A 14924-nucleotide genomic window follows, 5' to 3' on the forward strand; every position below is an offset into this window, starting at 1 on the left:
TTTTTTATTGTATTAGATTTTTAATTAATTGTAATCCTGTTGTTATCTCCCGGATAATTTCCTCTTCCATGGAGATAAAATCCATGTCAGGATCTGCTTTATTTTCCCAGCTGGCAGTACGTTCTGTAAGTTTTACCAATCCTGCTGTTCCTGCTGTTCCTTTAAGCTTGTGAAGAATCAGTTTCAGATTGGCACTGTCTTTTTCTGCTGTGCTTTTTTTGATATTCTCTTCAGCCTGAGTAAGCTGATCTACTACAAGATCTAGGAATATTTTTCTGAAATCCTCATCATCATCGCCTATCTGTTCATTCAGGATATTTATATCGAGGTAATTTTCCTGATGGGAAGAATCTTCAGCAGGGCTATTATTTTCGTTAATGATATACTTTTTAAGCATTTCCAGCAGATCTGCCTGTCTTAAAGGTTTAGGCAGGAAATCATTCATCCCGGAATCCAGGCACTTTTCTTTCTCTCCCAGTACATTACCTGCCGTTACCCCGATAATCGGAACATTGGAATATTCCGGGAGTAAGCGGATTTGTTTGGTAGCTTCAATGCCATCCATTACCGGCATCTGAACATCCATTAAAATGATATTGAATACCTTTTCTTTACACTGCAAAACCGCCTGAAGTCCATCCGTAGCTTCTGTAAGCTCTGCATCCGGAATTAATGAACGCATCATTTTGTGGTTAAGAACCATATTGACAGGGTTGTCATCTACCAGTAAAACCTGCGGTGCCTGCATCAGTATGGAGGTTTCTGTTTCCGGTTGTGGAATGCTGGTTACCTCTTTTTCAGTATTTTTTACAGCTCGTCTCAATGTTTTATAGAGTTCTTCAGATTTGATAGGCTTCAGCAGGAAGAATGAATTGTTTTCCTGACGGAAAGAATTGATCACATCATGTTCCTCGGAAGACGTGTGGAGAATAATCAAAGGAGAAGATTCATTTTGTTTGCTGAACAGTTCTTTGATTTTTTCTATCGTTTCCAGTCCGGAAATAATAGGCATATGGTAGTCCATCAGAATAACATCAAAACGCTCTCCTGCAAGTAATATCTGAAGAGCTTCCATTCCATTGGCTGCAAGCTTCGAATCTATATTTTTATAAGCAAGCATGTGCTGAATGATAATTCTGTTGGCTTCATTATCATCTACAATAAGTACCTTGTTTATTTTCAGATCTTCATCATCATGACGATCAGATAGTTCATAAGGAACTTCGATATCAAAATAGAAAACAGATCCTTTTTGGGGTTCGCTCACCAATGATAGTTTACTTCCCATATATTTCAGAATATTATTGGAAATGGTCAATCCGAGACCCGTTCCTCCATACGTTTTACTGATAGAGCTGTTTTCCTGCGTAAAGGCATTGAAAATATGGTGTTGCTTTTCCTTAGGAATACCAATTCCGGTATCTCTTACAGAAAATCTAAGTTTGATATTCTTGCTGTCCAGATTCAGTTTTTCTACTTTAAGCTCTATTTCTCCCTGTGCTGTAAATTTCACGGCATTTCCAAGAAGGTTGATCAAAATTTGTTTCAACCTTGATTCATCCAGCCAGATGGTCTCAGGAAGTCCCTGTTCTATATTGAGGAGTAATTCTATATTTTTTTTCTGTGACTGGTAAAGGATTACATTGATCACCTGGCTTACCATGTCATAAATATTGGATTTTTCAATGATAAGATCCATTTTTCCGGATTCTACCTTGGAGAAATCAAGAATATCGTTGATGATATTCAATAAATTCTCCCCTGATTCATTGATGTAATTGAGGTATTGAGTCTGTATATCATTCAACGGTGTTTTTAAAAGAAGGTCGGAAAAGCCAATAACACCATTCAGCGGAGTCCGGATTTCATGGCTCATATTGGCTAAGAATTCAGACTTTGCTTTGCTGGCAATATCTGCCATTTTCTTGGCATTTTTCAGTTCACTATTGATTCTTACGGAGGGTGTAATATTCTGTGCAGAAACAATAATTCCTCCTATAACATTATTGGAAAGATACCATGGTGTCACTTCTACACTGTAATGCTGAATGATTCCTTTACCCGGAACTTCTATGGCCATGTCTTCATTTTTATAGGCCTTTCCTGCCAGTGCATCCAGATATATTTTTAATCTCTCATCCGGTACATTGGGTGAGATTTTAAACATGTTCTCTCCAATAAGTCTGATGTCATTCATCTGAAACTCATCTTTCCAGCTTCTGCTTACGGAAACATAATTGAGATCTTTATCAAACATGGCTACTGTAGAAGGTACGTATTTTACAAAAGACTGCAGCATAGCTTCTTTTCTGGCCAGTTCAAGGTAGATATTTTTGAAGGTATCAATATTCTGAATGATTCCGTAGACTCTCGTACATACTCCATCTTCAAATTCCGGTATACCTTTTACCCTTACCCAGATCATCACGCCGTCATTTTGTATTAGCTGTAATTCTTCATCGTAGGGAACGCCTTCTTTTACAGCCTTTTCGAATAAGGATTCCAGCTTTTCGCGGCTTTTTTCACTGTAAAAACCCAGTGCATTTTCAAAATCAGGCTGAAAATTTTTATCTATTTTATGAATTTCCCGGGTGGACTGCGACCAAAAAACCGTGTTGTTTTTCAGGTTGACTTCCCATCCTCCCACCTGGGCAACAGCACTGGTTTGTTCCAACATCTTTTTGGTATGAACAAGATCTTTTTCCAAACTTACTCTTTCCGTAACATTTAGTGCAGTGCTCACCACATAAGGTTTTCCTTCTTTGTTGATTTCCACAAGATTATGGTACATCCAGATCATTTCCTCACCTCCTTTTGCTTTCAGGATCATAGTCCCGAAATCTTCATGGTTCTTATTAATTCTTTCGAGATATTGCTCCAGAAGAGGCCAGTTTTTTCTAGGAACAAGATCTTTTAAATTTAACATTTCTACCTCTTCAGCAGAATATTGAAGGGTTTCTCTTCCTTTTTCGTTGACCGCAATGATATTTCCTTCCATATCATGCATACTCATCAAGCCTATAGCGTTTTCAAAGAAGCTTCTGAAGCGGCGTTCAGAGCTTTCAAGTTTAAGCTTTTCTTCGATGCGTTGGGTGATATTAATTCCAAAACAAAAAATCTCTGAATGATTTTGATTGAGCTTTAAAGACCATTCAATAATGATCGTTTGGGTATCATCTATTTTTGTTGAAGTTGTAAATGTTACTTCTTCATCCGTATTGGGAAGGTTTTTGGAAAGTAATTGGAGCTGAGAATTATGATTCCCTATCAGATCAAGAAAATTCTGGCCGAGAATCTGACCTTTATCCATTTGAAAAGTCTTTTCAAAAGCCGGATTACTCTCTTTCAGTGAAAAGTCTTTATCCAGAACACAGATCAGGTTATTGGAAATGGTAAAAGTCTGTTGAAAATATTCAGCCTGAATATTTTTCCTTTTACCCGTCAGAATTTTTGTGATTGCGTCTCCTATTTTTTTCAGAGTAGATATCTGGTCTTTTGTGATGGTTTTAGGTTTATAGTCGATAACGCAGATTGTCCCCAATACAAAACCTTCATCGTCAATCAACGGAACTCCTGCATAAAACCGGATTCCACCCGCCAGAATAAGTGGATTTTCTGATGATCTTTCATCCAATAATGTATCATTGATGACCAGAATTTCTCCACTTGCTATTGAATATTGGCAGACCGTATTTTTTCTGTCTACAAAATCAAGAGCCATTCCCACGCAACTCTGAATGGTCTGGGTTTCGCTTTCCATCATAGCAATAAGCGCTGCAGGACAGTCTGTCACCAGACATGCTGTTTCTGCAAAAATGTCTAACTGGGGATCTTTTTCAAGGTTCAAAAGATCAAAATACTCCAGTTTCTTCATTCTCCCTTCTTCATTCTCAGGAATTGGATATTTCTTCATATATTATGTCAACAATTAGAGACTTTTCTTTTTTGATTATTAAAAAATGATAATCAAGGCATTAAAGTTTATATTTTAAATATTTTTAAGTGCTTTAAATTATTATTTTAATAAGTAAACCAAATTACGAAATTATTTCGTATTCCGTTACAGTAAATTTTATAATAAAGCTATATGTGTATTTATTTAAAATTTGCCGGCAAAAGTTTTAAGTAAAGAAGTACCATCTATTATAAAGATAAAAGTACCTTGTCTGATCGTAAAATCTGTTGTATAATACACTTTAAATGTGAATATTTTTGAAGGGAGAACATTCATTATTACAAAAAAAGTCCATTCCCGGAAAATTCGGAAATGGACTCACCACTTATCATCATCCAAATCACAACTAAACTATGAACAATGAAGCAATAGCCTGTGCATCGCTGCCACTTAAAATTTCATCATAAGCTGCAGAACCTGCCGCAGCCCCAAATAGAGTTGCTGTATTGTAGCCTGCCTGATTGGTATTGTCTTCTCCTGCATACACAGGATTGGTGGCTGAAGGCATACTTCCACCGTTAGCAAGCTCAATCCACCCTTTGTTAGCTCTCATTCTTCTTACTTGTGAAGCATGTCTTGCTTCAACGGAATGAATCTGTAATGCTGCCTGAAGCACTACTTTGTTGGACATCACATTTCCTGCCTGTCCTTTATAAGCTCTTACTCCGGTATCTTCAAAGGCCTGAGCAAGGATAAGAAATTGGTTATAATCTGTAAAAGGCATGAAATTTCCGCCTGCTGTAAAATCAAACGTAGGCTTATTTCCGGGAGTTGTTCCTAATGAAGTCAGTGTGCTTTTCAGGAAGCTTACATGGGCGGATTCATGTTTTGAAATCTGCATGAAAACGGTTCTGTCTCCATTAGGGATTAATCCTGGTGTTGATAATCCTATGCTGTAGTACTCATTTTCCAGATATTCCAGTACCAATGCCAGTTGTAAAGCATCTGTGAGTGTACTTTTTAAAGCCATACCTGTTAACCCTGTTTTTGGAGCTTCTGCTTTGGCTGGAGTAGCCATCATCGCTCCTAATCCAAGAGGCACAGCTGCTGTAGCTGCTTTTTTTCCGAATAAAGAAATATTCGTGATGGTTTCCAGTCTTGAAGCTTCTGAAGTGAAAAATTTATCATCAGAAAGCTTATCCAGTAATCTAAGAATATTCATAATGTGAGTTTTTAAGGTGAATGATTAGTTGATTCCTCTTTCTTTCCAGGTAAAAGGTGTTTTGATAAATGTTCCGGCAGCCATTACAATGTCTTTTGGCTCTTTGGCGAGATCAAGTCCATTGGCATCTATCACATCGTCTCCCGAAAAATCTGCAGATCCGGGATTGATTAGATTTCTGATGGCAGAGGCATGTCTGGCTTCCACAGAAACTATTTTACCGGCAATCACAAGATAGGCAGGATTGGAAATGTATTTTCCTGCTCCATTGTAAGCTGCTACGCCGGTATCTTCCAATGCTTTTGCGGTAGCCAATACTGAATTTCTGTCATTAAAATTCACATTAGGATACTGGAATTCAAGCTTAGGGAGCACATGATCTGTAGCACCGCTAATCGCAACTTTGAAGAAATCACGGTGAATCACCTCGTGATGATAGAGATCTGTAAAAACCTCTTTTTCAATACTGGAAATCCCCGTATAAAAATTGTTGACCACTTTCGTGTAAAAATCGGCTTCAAGCTGTTCTAAGGCATAGGCATAATTGAGTACACCTACATCTCCTGTTCCAAGATCATACTTGGATTCTTCTATAATCTGGAAGTCATCATCGTCATTACATCCGATAATGGTAAGGCCTGCGATGGCTAATCCTACTCCACCTAATTTTAAAAAGTTTCTTCTGCTGGTATTAAGGGTGGCACCCTGATTAGAAACCTGAATTACTTTTTTCATACTATTAATTTTTTTAGTGTTAGATATAAAAGAAACAAAAACAGCATATTGGATATGCTGTCTGAAATCTTAGAATTTATTACGGCATCAATACAGTATCTATTACATGAATCACTCCATTAGATTGGTTCACATCAGCAATTGTTACTTTGGCACTGTTTCCTTTTGCATCTTTTATGTAAAGATCTTTACCTTTTGTCCAGAAAGTAAGGTTTTCACCCTGTACAGTTTTCATCATACTTTTTCCGTTTCCTGCTTTTACGGCTGCCCAAATTTCTTTAGCACTGTATCTTCCTGGAAGAACATGATAGGTTAAGATCGAAGTAAGTGTGGCTTTATTTTCAGGTTTTACAAGATTTTCTACTGTTCCTTTTGGTAGTTTTGCAAAGGCAGCATCTGTAGGTGCCAATACGGTAAAAGGTCCTGCTCCCTGTAATGTTTCTACCAGACCGGCAGCTTTTACGGCAGCTACAAGAGTTTTATGATCCTTGGAGTTGACCGCATTTTCAATAATGTTTTTGGAAGGATACATAGGAGCACCTCCTACCATTACTGTTTTTTCTTTCATCGTTTGTGCAGTTACCTTTCCGCTGAAAGCAAATGATAAAACTACCATTGCTAAAACTGTGATTTTTGAATGTGTGTTCATTGCGTTGATTTTTAGTTAATTATATTGAATGTGTTTTTAAAATCATTTACGAGGCTGGTTTTGTTTTAGATTGAAAAAAAAACAAATAAATTATAACTGTCTGATTTGTAGTATATTATTTTTAAAGAAAAATAAAATCAACTCATGAAATACGATTTTTGTATTGAATATTTTTTAATAATTTTCAGGAAAACATGTACGAAATAAAAGATGTGTTGAATTTTGTTGCCCATATGTTTTATTTTATTACATTTGAACAGAAAAATAAATATTATTAAAACAACCTATTCTGAAGAGGAACTTATCGTTTTATTAAGAGAAAAAAACGAAAACGGTTTTCATTATCTGTATGACCACTATTCGGGTGCGTTATACGGAATCATTCTTCGAATCGTTCAGTCTAAAGAATATACCGAAGAAGTTATTCAGGATGTTTTTGTCAAAATATGGAACTCCATTCATCAGTACGACTCCTCCAAAGGACGGTTTTATACATGGATGATCAATATAGCCCGGAATACGGCTATCGACTATCTAAAGTCTAAAGGATTCCAGAATGAGCTTAAAAACCAATCACTTCCTGATTTCGTATATAATACTGCAGAGCTTTCAACTACCAATAATTCTTCTGATTATATCGGATTTAATAACGTGCTGGAAGGTCTGGAAGCAGACAAGCAGGAGCTTATAAATCTTGCTTATTATCAGGGATATACCCAACATGAAATATCTGAAAAACTGAAGATACCGCTGGGAACGGTAAAAACGAAAATGCGGAATGCACTGATGAAATTAAAAGATTTGCTAAAAGATTACCAATAAATTGAACACTAAAGAATACATATCATCCGGAATTATAGAATCTTATATTCTAGGTCATGCTTCTCCCGAGGAAGCAGGGATTTTGGAGTGTGTGATGAAGAATAATGCTGAAGTGAAAGCGGCTTTTGAAGAAGCACAGAAAATTTTGGAACAACTTGCTACAGCTCAGGCTGTAACACCTCCAGGTGATTTGAAATCTAAGATCTGGAATAAAATTCAGCAGGAACAGATTGTTGAAGAAGTAACTCCTACTCTTTCAACAGATATCACTGATGTAAAAACTCACAGGGAAATCACTCAACAGGAGAGAACTCAAACTACGACTCCCTGGAGAACTTATGCAGTGGCGGCTTCGGCATTGTTTCTTGTAAGTGTTGCCGGAAATTTATTCTGGATGAACAGCCAATCTGCCAGTAAGAAAGAAATATCATTACTGATAGCAGATAAAAAACGTCAGGATAAGACGATGGAGAAGATGAATCAGAAGCTTGATATGTTCTCTAATCCCGATATGCAGATGGTTATGCTGAAAGGTGTAGAAAAACACACAGAAGCCAAAGCAATGGTTTTCTGGGATAAGAAAACAAAAGAAGTTTACCTGAATGCTGAAAAACTTCCTAAAGCTCCCGAAGGAATGCAATATCAGCTTTGGGCTATAGAAGATGGAAAACCGGTAAATGCAGGAATGTACACTGAAGATAAAGACAGTAGGATTGCCTTGGCCAATATACCAAAAGCCCAGGCTTTTGCGATTACTCTTGAAAAAGAAGGCGGAAGCAAAGTCCCTACAATGGAAAATATGTTTGTAATGGGTGGAATTTAAGTTTCACCCATTTCATTTATATAAAACAGGATCATTTGACAGAATACTTAATGTGAAATAAGTGAAAAACTTATCCTTTAATTTTTATGGAAGTCTTTTTTGCATAAAAAAACAAGGCGGACACAATCAATCCGCCTCGTATCTCCCAAATAATTAAATATGAAAAAATATGAATGTCTATACCAGACAGGCCTTCAGCATCAGATCATGAAGGTCTGTATTTTTAATAAACGGCTGTAAAAGCTCGTTTCCAGGACCATAAGCCGCTACTTCCACATAATCTCCGGAATGATCCATGCTGATCCACCCCACAGAATTCCTGCTTTTCTGAATTTCTGAATACAATTTAAAAGGCAGTTTCTTATAATTATAAAGCCCTTCTTCTTTTTCAAGTCCGTTGTAAAAACTTAGCAGATGCTTGGCTTCATCATCGGTCAATGTGATTTTATTACCTTCATAAATCCAGTCTTTAATATCTTTTACCGAATAATCTTTGTGAATCCTGTTGAGAATGTATTCATTGGTGTATTTGTAATCGGAAATGCTGTTAAATTGCCTGGTTGCATCCGCTCCGTAAATAGTGCCCGGATTAGCGTTTCCATGGTCTGTAGTGATGATGACTAAAGTATTTCCGTCTTTTTCGGCAAAATCCATTACCGTTTTCACCGCTTCATCAAATGCCAGCTGATCATGGATGAGTGCCGCTACGTCATTGGCATGGGCAGACCAGTCTACTTTTCCGGCCTCGATCTGAAGGACAAAACCTTCAGGATGATCTTTCATCTGATGAATAGCAGTATTGGCCATTTCAGCAAGAGTCGGTGTATTTTTGTACTCAGTAAGGTGCGTTTTGTCAATGGTATACGGTAATGCTCCTGTACTGAAGATTCCTAATAATTTTTCTCCTCTTTTGATTTCTTTCAGATCGCTTTGTGTTTTTAGAATCCGGTACCCTTTTTTACTGTAAACAGAATAGAGGTCTTTTTTGTCTTCTCTTTTGGAGGGATTGAAAAACTCGTCTCCGCCTCCTAACAGCACATCGAATTCCAGCTCTGCATACATTTCTGCAATTTGAGGTTCAGCATTTCTTTTGGAAGAATTTATACAGAATCCGGCTGGAGTCGCATGAGTAATGGTTACCGTAGTCACGCAGCCTGCTTTTTTTCCTGCTTTTTTATATTGCTGCCATATCGGAAGATGTTTCTCTCCGTTAGCTCCGATGTTTAAAACTCCGTTTTTCACTCTGATCCCTCCTCCAAAGGCTGAACTTGCGGCAGCAGAATCTGTGACAACAGAACTTGCAGAAGCGGTGTCCATCAAAGCACGGGTCACCTTTTTATCATGATACAGATTAAGCCAGTTACTTCCTTTTCCTAAAATATTCCGTGAATACAGATCTGCCATCGAAAGCGTTCCAAGGCTCATCCCGTCACTGATCATAAAAATAATATTCTTAGCTTTTCCTTTCCTGTGCAGTTCGGTATTCTTCCCGAAGCTCCAGAGATCAGATGGTGATAAGGTTAATAATCCTGAAAGTATTGCAGATCCTTTTAGAAATTTTCTTCTGTCCATATTGTTTTTGAAATAATGCTGTAAGTTATTGTATTTAAATTTTTATCGTAACATTGTTGCATTAATTAAAAGTTAATTTTAAATGTTCTTTGGAAACGGATCTTCAAAACTTTGTTTTTTGTCAAATAGTTCCTTTTCCCTTTCATTAATAAGACAATGTTGAAGGTCTGATAACATTTGATCTTTATCCAGATTCTGCCCGATAAATACCAATTCATTAATTCTGTCCCCCCAGTTTTTATCCCATCTGTTTTCTATAAATGTTTGGTTTTCTACAAATGAAGAATACTGAACCCTATGATTCATAGGCATACTACTCCACCAAACTCCTGCTTTTTCAAGCCTGAATGAACCTCCTGCCTGAGAAAAATTCAATGCATCATCAGGTCTTGAAGCTAACCAGAACAAACCTTTAGCTCTTATGGTTCCTTCCGGATAATGATGATTCAGATATTCCCAGAGCCTTATGGGATGAAAGGGCTTTCTATCTCTAAAAACAAGTGAACTTATCCCGTATTCTTCAGTTTCCGGGGTATGATGATCAGATTGAAGCTCTTTTTGCCAGCCTGCGGACGACTGTGCCTTATCAAAATCGAAAAGCTTAGTATTTAAAATCTTTTGGGGATCAATTTTTCCAAACTCAGCGTGTAAAAGATCTGCGTCGGGATTCAGTTTTCGGATTGCTGCTTTTAAAAAGCCAAGTGTTCCAGTATTGATAAGATCTGTTTTGTTTAAAATAATCACATTGGCAAATTCAATCTGGTCGGTCAGAAGATTAACAATCGTTCTGTAGTCGCCCTCCATATCAGTAAGATCGCGGTCCAGCAACATTTCATTAGAGCCAAAATCTTTCATGAAATTAAAACAATCTACCACCGTTACCATTGTATCAACATAACTGAAACGGGACAGATCTATTCCACTCTCTTCATCAATATAAGTAAAGGTTTGAGCAACAGGAATAGGTTCACTGATACCTGTACTTTCAATAAGGAGATAATCAAAACGGTTTTCATTCGCCAAACGTTCTACCTCTACCATAAGATCTTCACGAAGTGTACAGCAAATGCACCCATTACTCATTTCAACAAGCTTTTCTTCTGTTCTTGAAAGGGTATTTTGATTTTCAACCAGGCGGGCATCAATATTAATTTCGCTCATATCGTTCACTATTACAGCTACTTTTAATCCTTGTTTATTGTGAAGAATATGATTCAGTAGTGTCGTTTTTCCAGCTCCCAGAAAGCCGCTGAGTACCGTTACAGGAAGTTTTTTAGTCATGATTTAATGTTTATGATTTTTAAAATTGATGATATGACCTGTAATCAAACCGATAGCTCCGATATAGATCAGAGGAAGATGAACTTCAAACAGAAAATCTGTCAATATAGAAATGAAAATAAGGCTTAATGATATCCAGAACAGAAACTTCAGCCACCGGTTTTCCATTTTTTTTGTTATTCTGAATACCACAACGGCTCCTATGAAAAGGAAAACCAGATCAATATAAGGATCATGGGAGATTCCCAATGGAACAATTAATAGCAGTGGAAAGACAATACAATGAATCAGGCATAAAACAGCAGCGGAGATTCCTACAGCATCAAGAATTTTTGATTTCATAATAGTATGGATTAATTTTCTTATCGTAACTTTGTTGCAAAAGTAGAAATAAAAATTTAAATAACGCAACTTTGTTGCATTAAAATATGAAACAGGTCAGAAATACGCATGCCAAAACGGAAATTTTAAACCTTATTAATAGTTCGGATGTAGCCCTTACCCACTCTGATATTCAGAAGAAACTGGGAGATCTGTGCAACAGAGTAACCATTTACAGGGTTTTGGAAAGGCTTGAAAACGAAGGTGCGATACACAAGATTGTCAACATTGATGGTGTGGTGAATTTTGCAAAGTGTAGTGGAAAATGTTCTAATGAACAGCATTTTCACAATCATGTTCATTTTAACTGTAAGGAATGTCATTCCGTTACGTGCATTGAAAATGCTATTCCGGAAATCAGTTTACCGGAACATTTCATCGCACATGAATATAATTTTATCATCAGCGGGATATGCCCGAAATGTGCTGATGCTTAAAAAATAAAAAGGCAGAAAAGCGAATATGCTGATCTGCCTTTTGTTGTACTGAAATATAAATTCTGTTATAAAGAAGAAATATAGACTTCTATCTTGGTACCATCATAATTGAAGGTTCCGTCAGAATTCTTTTTGCCCAATACCCATTTCATATCCACAGGTACTGTCCATGCCGATCCTAATGAAAATCCGTTCACAGATCTGATTTCATTTCCGTTTCCTGTAGTAATTGCTGAGTGAAAGAATGTTTTATCAATAAGCCTGTAAAAACCAATGGCCTTCCCTGCCGGAATGGGTGTGTATCCGTCCCATTTTTCTCCAGCCGGATAATTGAATAAGGTTAACCATTTTTGTCCTGCAGATTCGGCAAGCTGAGTAGGACTTATCCTGGCACCACGCATATACAATGCATAGGCAACTACATCATGACATACTCCACTGTTGTATTTCGAAATATTCTCTTCCCCAGAGAGAATGGAATGAGCAACGGGTGCCCTTTCAGATAGGGATAGCTGAGCCTTCCTGGCTCCTTCAGGTGTTATAAATGACATATTGTAATATTTTGTTTGGTGAGGTAAAGATACGGCTTTAAAATTTAATCACTTATGTTAGAAAATATTTTAAGTTTCGGCTAAAGCCAATGGAAGAATACTTTATAAAATAGGCGGGCTAAAGCCCACCTCTATTGATATATAAATCTGCTATTATAGCAGAAACAAATGTAAATATTCAATAGGAACGGGCTTTAGCCCGTTTTAACAATTAGATACAGATACGTTGGCTTCAGCCAAAACTTAATATTGGCTAAGTTCAGGCTGAAACCTTTGAAAAATAAATAATAAAATGTGCGGGTTAAAACCCGCCTCTATTGATCAATATAATTAACAATTCATTTAACAATAATACATGCATTCATAGCTGAAAAGCTTCCCCTCTTTAAAAGTAAAAATAAAGAGCCCGGCATCTCCATTCTGAATGTAATATTCGTGCGGAGAAGAAATCCAGCGTGTTGAGAGCAGATCTCCAAAACGGGTAACAAAATCCTTTTCATTATAATTAGAATCCATACGTTCATTTCCCAGAATCACAGCTTCGCCATTGTTGAAGGACATTTTGTAAATGCTTCCGGAAACTTTTCCTTTATATTCTTCAAAGGCTACAATAATATCAGATGTTCTGTAAAAATATTGAGGTTCCCAGCCGCATTCAGGGGTATTGGGAATGTCTTTTACCTTCTGCATCTCCAGCTGTTTCACCTGTGTTTTTGTAATTTTTCCGTCAAAAAGCTGGGTCTCTTTCCACACAAAATGCATATTTAAGGCTTTCAACTTTTTTTCATAAGCTTCAGTTTCTGGTTTTTTTGCCAGTTGATCCGCCAGAAGAAGTTCAAAATCGATATCTATCTTTGGATTTTCTATGCCTGAATAAGATTCTTGCCAATAAAGTAATGCTTGTTTAAGATTTTTATCTTCCAGCCATGCAATTTCGCGCAATCTACCAACCTGAGTCAGTTCTTTTTCCTTGTTCTTTCCTTTTGCAGCCAGATAATCTTTCAAAATTTTGTCGTATGTAAGTTCTGTTCCCAGGTATTTCATCTGGATATATTCCGGATTTTCGTGGAAATGGTCGCCAATATATACCCAGCCATCCTGATACAGGGGTACATAATCAATGCAAATCAGTTCGTTTAAAGCCAATTTTCGTGTTGCCGTACTTTCCGTTGTAGGGCCTTTTCGTACACGTAATTCTGATCCCTGCACATAAAAATGGGGACATTGATATCCCTCTTTTCCTCTATAGAAATATTGTAGTGGTTCACCCGCTGATTTTTTCCCACGCATAGACTTTTGGAGTGGCTGGCGGTCTATAAAACCAATATCACCGTTGCTTACCTGTACTTTGTATTGCGTTTGGGTAGAATCCAGGAGGTAAACTGGTGCTTCAGTAGAAAAGATTCCCAAAACGTCCTTATTTTTTCCATTTTCACGATAAAGGTGACCCCATTCGGAGGTATAGGCCGGGCGTGCTCCGGCACTCTGAGCCTGGATATTGTAAAAGCAGCATTGAATGATTCCGGCTGCCAATAGTATCTTATTCAATATATTGTAATTTATATCTGCAAAAGTTTCCACGTCTTTTACAGAGGTGTTCATAATGGTTTCTATGGTTATTGTTTCAAAAATAATGAAAAATAAGAGTTTGTCCCAAAGTTATTGTTATTCAGAATGGGTATAAATTCCATCCTATTCATCTGTTTCCATTGGGTAGCGTAAATAAAAATACTATTTTTATCGCCCAAAAAAGTAAAGACTAAATATGCCGACTGATGCTTCTCTTAAGCTGATTCCGATGACAACTTTCGTGCTGGAGTATTATTCCCACGAAGGATATGCTGATCTTCAGATTTTGAATCTGATGAATAATTATGCCAATTTTTTAAAGAAGCGTTTGACTCTTGGAATGTTTGTTCCTGTAGACCGTAAAGGAAATATTCTGAAAGAACCGAAAAATTATACCGCATGGAAATCTCTTGACCATAACGATGGAAGAAGAACGGATATTGTAGGTTTCGAAGAATATGCAGAGTACCAGAAGGCTGAGCAGAACTGTATGTTTGAAGGGTTTAAGGTAGATTATAATGGATATTCAAAAGTGAGAATCATTGCTTCATACGACCCTTCTATTGAATTGTCATTTAATAAAAATGACCTGATTCCTACAGGCTTCAATGATGTAGAGTCACTGACGGTGTTTGATGATATCTTTTTAACATCCAGTGCATTAAAAGCAATTGGAATAAAACGATAAATTATAGTTGTACTATATAAAAAACCTTTATCAGCATTGATAAAGGTTTTTTTGTTTTCTTATTCTATCTGACACATTCCCCCGAATGGCAGTGGTAGCCTGATGGACAAAGCCCGTTGATGCAGGGGCCGGCAGCATCAGGATAGCATCTTTCATCTGCACGGCAATGAGAATGAGGAGGACAAAGGGAAAGCAGATTGCCAAGACAAACGCCTACAGGAAGCGGAAGATTCAGCTCTATTCCAATGGCTCCGATCATGTTTTTTAATGTTTTTCTGTTTAATTTTTTCATGGCTTTT

General features: G+C 37.1%; 14 protein-coding genes. 4 read left to right on the forward strand and 10 right to left on the reverse strand.

Annotated elements, in window-relative coordinates; genetic code table 11:
- Positions 1–4 precede the first annotated feature (4 nt).
- The 4 genes from A1704_RS00400 to A1704_RS00415 form a co-directional block, all read right to left on the reverse strand.
- On the reverse strand, positions 5–3913 hold the full coding sequence (locus tag A1704_RS00400) for a response regulator (RefSeq protein WP_062669398.1): 3909 nt from the start codon (positions 3911–3913) through the stop codon (positions 5–7).
- 388 nt (positions 3914–4301) lie between these two features.
- A complete protein-coding gene (locus A1704_RS00405; RefSeq protein WP_062669400.1) occupies positions 4302–5117 on the reverse strand; it encodes a ferritin-like domain-containing protein in 816 nt (271 codons plus the stop codon).
- Positions 5118–5141: 24 nt separating this feature from the next.
- Positions 5142–5852 (reverse strand): ferritin-like domain-containing protein, encoded by a 711-nt coding sequence (locus tag A1704_RS00410; protein ID WP_062669402.1) that lies wholly within the window; start codon positions 5850–5852, stop codon positions 5142–5144.
- Positions 5853–5931: 79 nt separating this feature from the next.
- A complete protein-coding gene (locus tag A1704_RS00415; RefSeq protein ID WP_062669404.1) occupies positions 5932–6501 on the reverse strand; it encodes a fasciclin domain-containing protein in 570 nt (189 codons plus the stop codon).
- A gap of 252 nt (positions 6502–6753) precedes the next feature.
- Here A1704_RS00415 and A1704_RS00420 point away from each other — a divergent pair, with 252 nt between their 5' ends.
- Together A1704_RS00420 and A1704_RS00425 are read left to right on the forward strand one after the other, a co-directional pair.
- Entirely contained in the window at positions 6754–7323 is a 570-nt protein-coding gene (locus A1704_RS00420) for an RNA polymerase sigma factor (protein ID WP_228432501.1), read from the forward strand.
- A gap of 1 nt (position 7324) precedes the next feature.
- Positions 7325–8146: an anti-sigma factor gene (locus A1704_RS00425; RefSeq protein WP_062669406.1), complete on the forward strand. Its 822-nt coding sequence runs from the start codon at positions 7325–7327 to the stop codon at positions 8144–8146.
- 177 nt (positions 8147–8323) lie between these two features.
- On the opposite strand, the gene A1704_RS00430 is transcribed toward A1704_RS00425, so the two are convergent.
- From A1704_RS00430 to A1704_RS00440, 3 genes are all read right to left on the reverse strand, one after another.
- On the reverse strand, positions 8324–9718 hold the full coding sequence (locus A1704_RS00430; RefSeq protein WP_062669408.1) for an alkaline phosphatase: 1395 nt from the start codon (positions 9716–9718) through the stop codon (positions 8324–8326).
- Between the two features lie 78 nt (positions 9719–9796).
- Positions 9797–10999, reverse strand: a complete 1203-nt coding sequence (locus tag A1704_RS00435) for a GTP-binding protein (RefSeq protein ID WP_062669410.1) — start codon at positions 10997–10999, stop codon at positions 9797–9799.
- A 3-nt stretch (positions 11000–11002) separates the two neighbouring features.
- Entirely contained in the window at positions 11003–11341 is a 339-nt protein-coding gene (locus A1704_RS00440; protein WP_062669412.1) for a MerC domain-containing protein, read from the reverse strand.
- An 86-nt stretch (positions 11342–11427) separates the two neighbouring features.
- Here A1704_RS00440 and A1704_RS00445 point away from each other — a divergent pair, with 86 nt between their 5' ends.
- Positions 11428–11817, forward strand: a complete 390-nt coding sequence (locus A1704_RS00445; RefSeq protein ID WP_062669414.1) for a Fur family transcriptional regulator — start codon at positions 11428–11430, stop codon at positions 11815–11817.
- Positions 11818–11882: 65 nt separating this feature from the next.
- Here the strand turns inward: A1704_RS00445 and A1704_RS00450 are convergent, their stop codons facing one another.
- Both A1704_RS00450 and A1704_RS00455 read right to left on the reverse strand, forming a co-directional pair.
- Positions 11883–12368 (reverse strand): hypothetical protein, encoded by a 486-nt coding sequence (locus tag A1704_RS00450; RefSeq protein ID WP_034697952.1) that lies wholly within the window; start codon positions 12366–12368, stop codon positions 11883–11885.
- A gap of 342 nt (positions 12369–12710) precedes the next feature.
- On the reverse strand, positions 12711–13970 hold the full coding sequence (locus A1704_RS00455) for an SH3 domain-containing protein (RefSeq protein WP_062669416.1): 1260 nt from the start codon (positions 13968–13970) through the stop codon (positions 12711–12713).
- Positions 13971–14133: 163 nt separating this feature from the next.
- Here A1704_RS00455 and A1704_RS00460 point away from each other — a divergent pair, with 163 nt between their 5' ends.
- A complete protein-coding gene (locus A1704_RS00460) occupies positions 14134–14625 on the forward strand; it encodes a hypothetical protein (RefSeq protein ID WP_062669418.1) in 492 nt (163 codons plus the stop codon).
- A gap of 64 nt (positions 14626–14689) precedes the next feature.
- On the opposite strand, the gene A1704_RS00465 is transcribed toward A1704_RS00460, so the two are convergent.
- Complete coding sequence (locus A1704_RS00465; RefSeq protein WP_062669420.1) at positions 14690–14917, reverse strand: hypothetical protein; 228 nt, start codon at positions 14915–14917, stop codon at positions 14690–14692.
- Positions 14918–14924: the final 7 nt, after the last annotated feature.

The sequence above is a fragment of the Chryseobacterium cucumeris genome, from assembly GCF_001593385.1.
Classification (GTDB): Bacteria; Bacteroidota; Bacteroidia; order Flavobacteriales; family Weeksellaceae; genus Chryseobacterium; species Chryseobacterium cucumeris.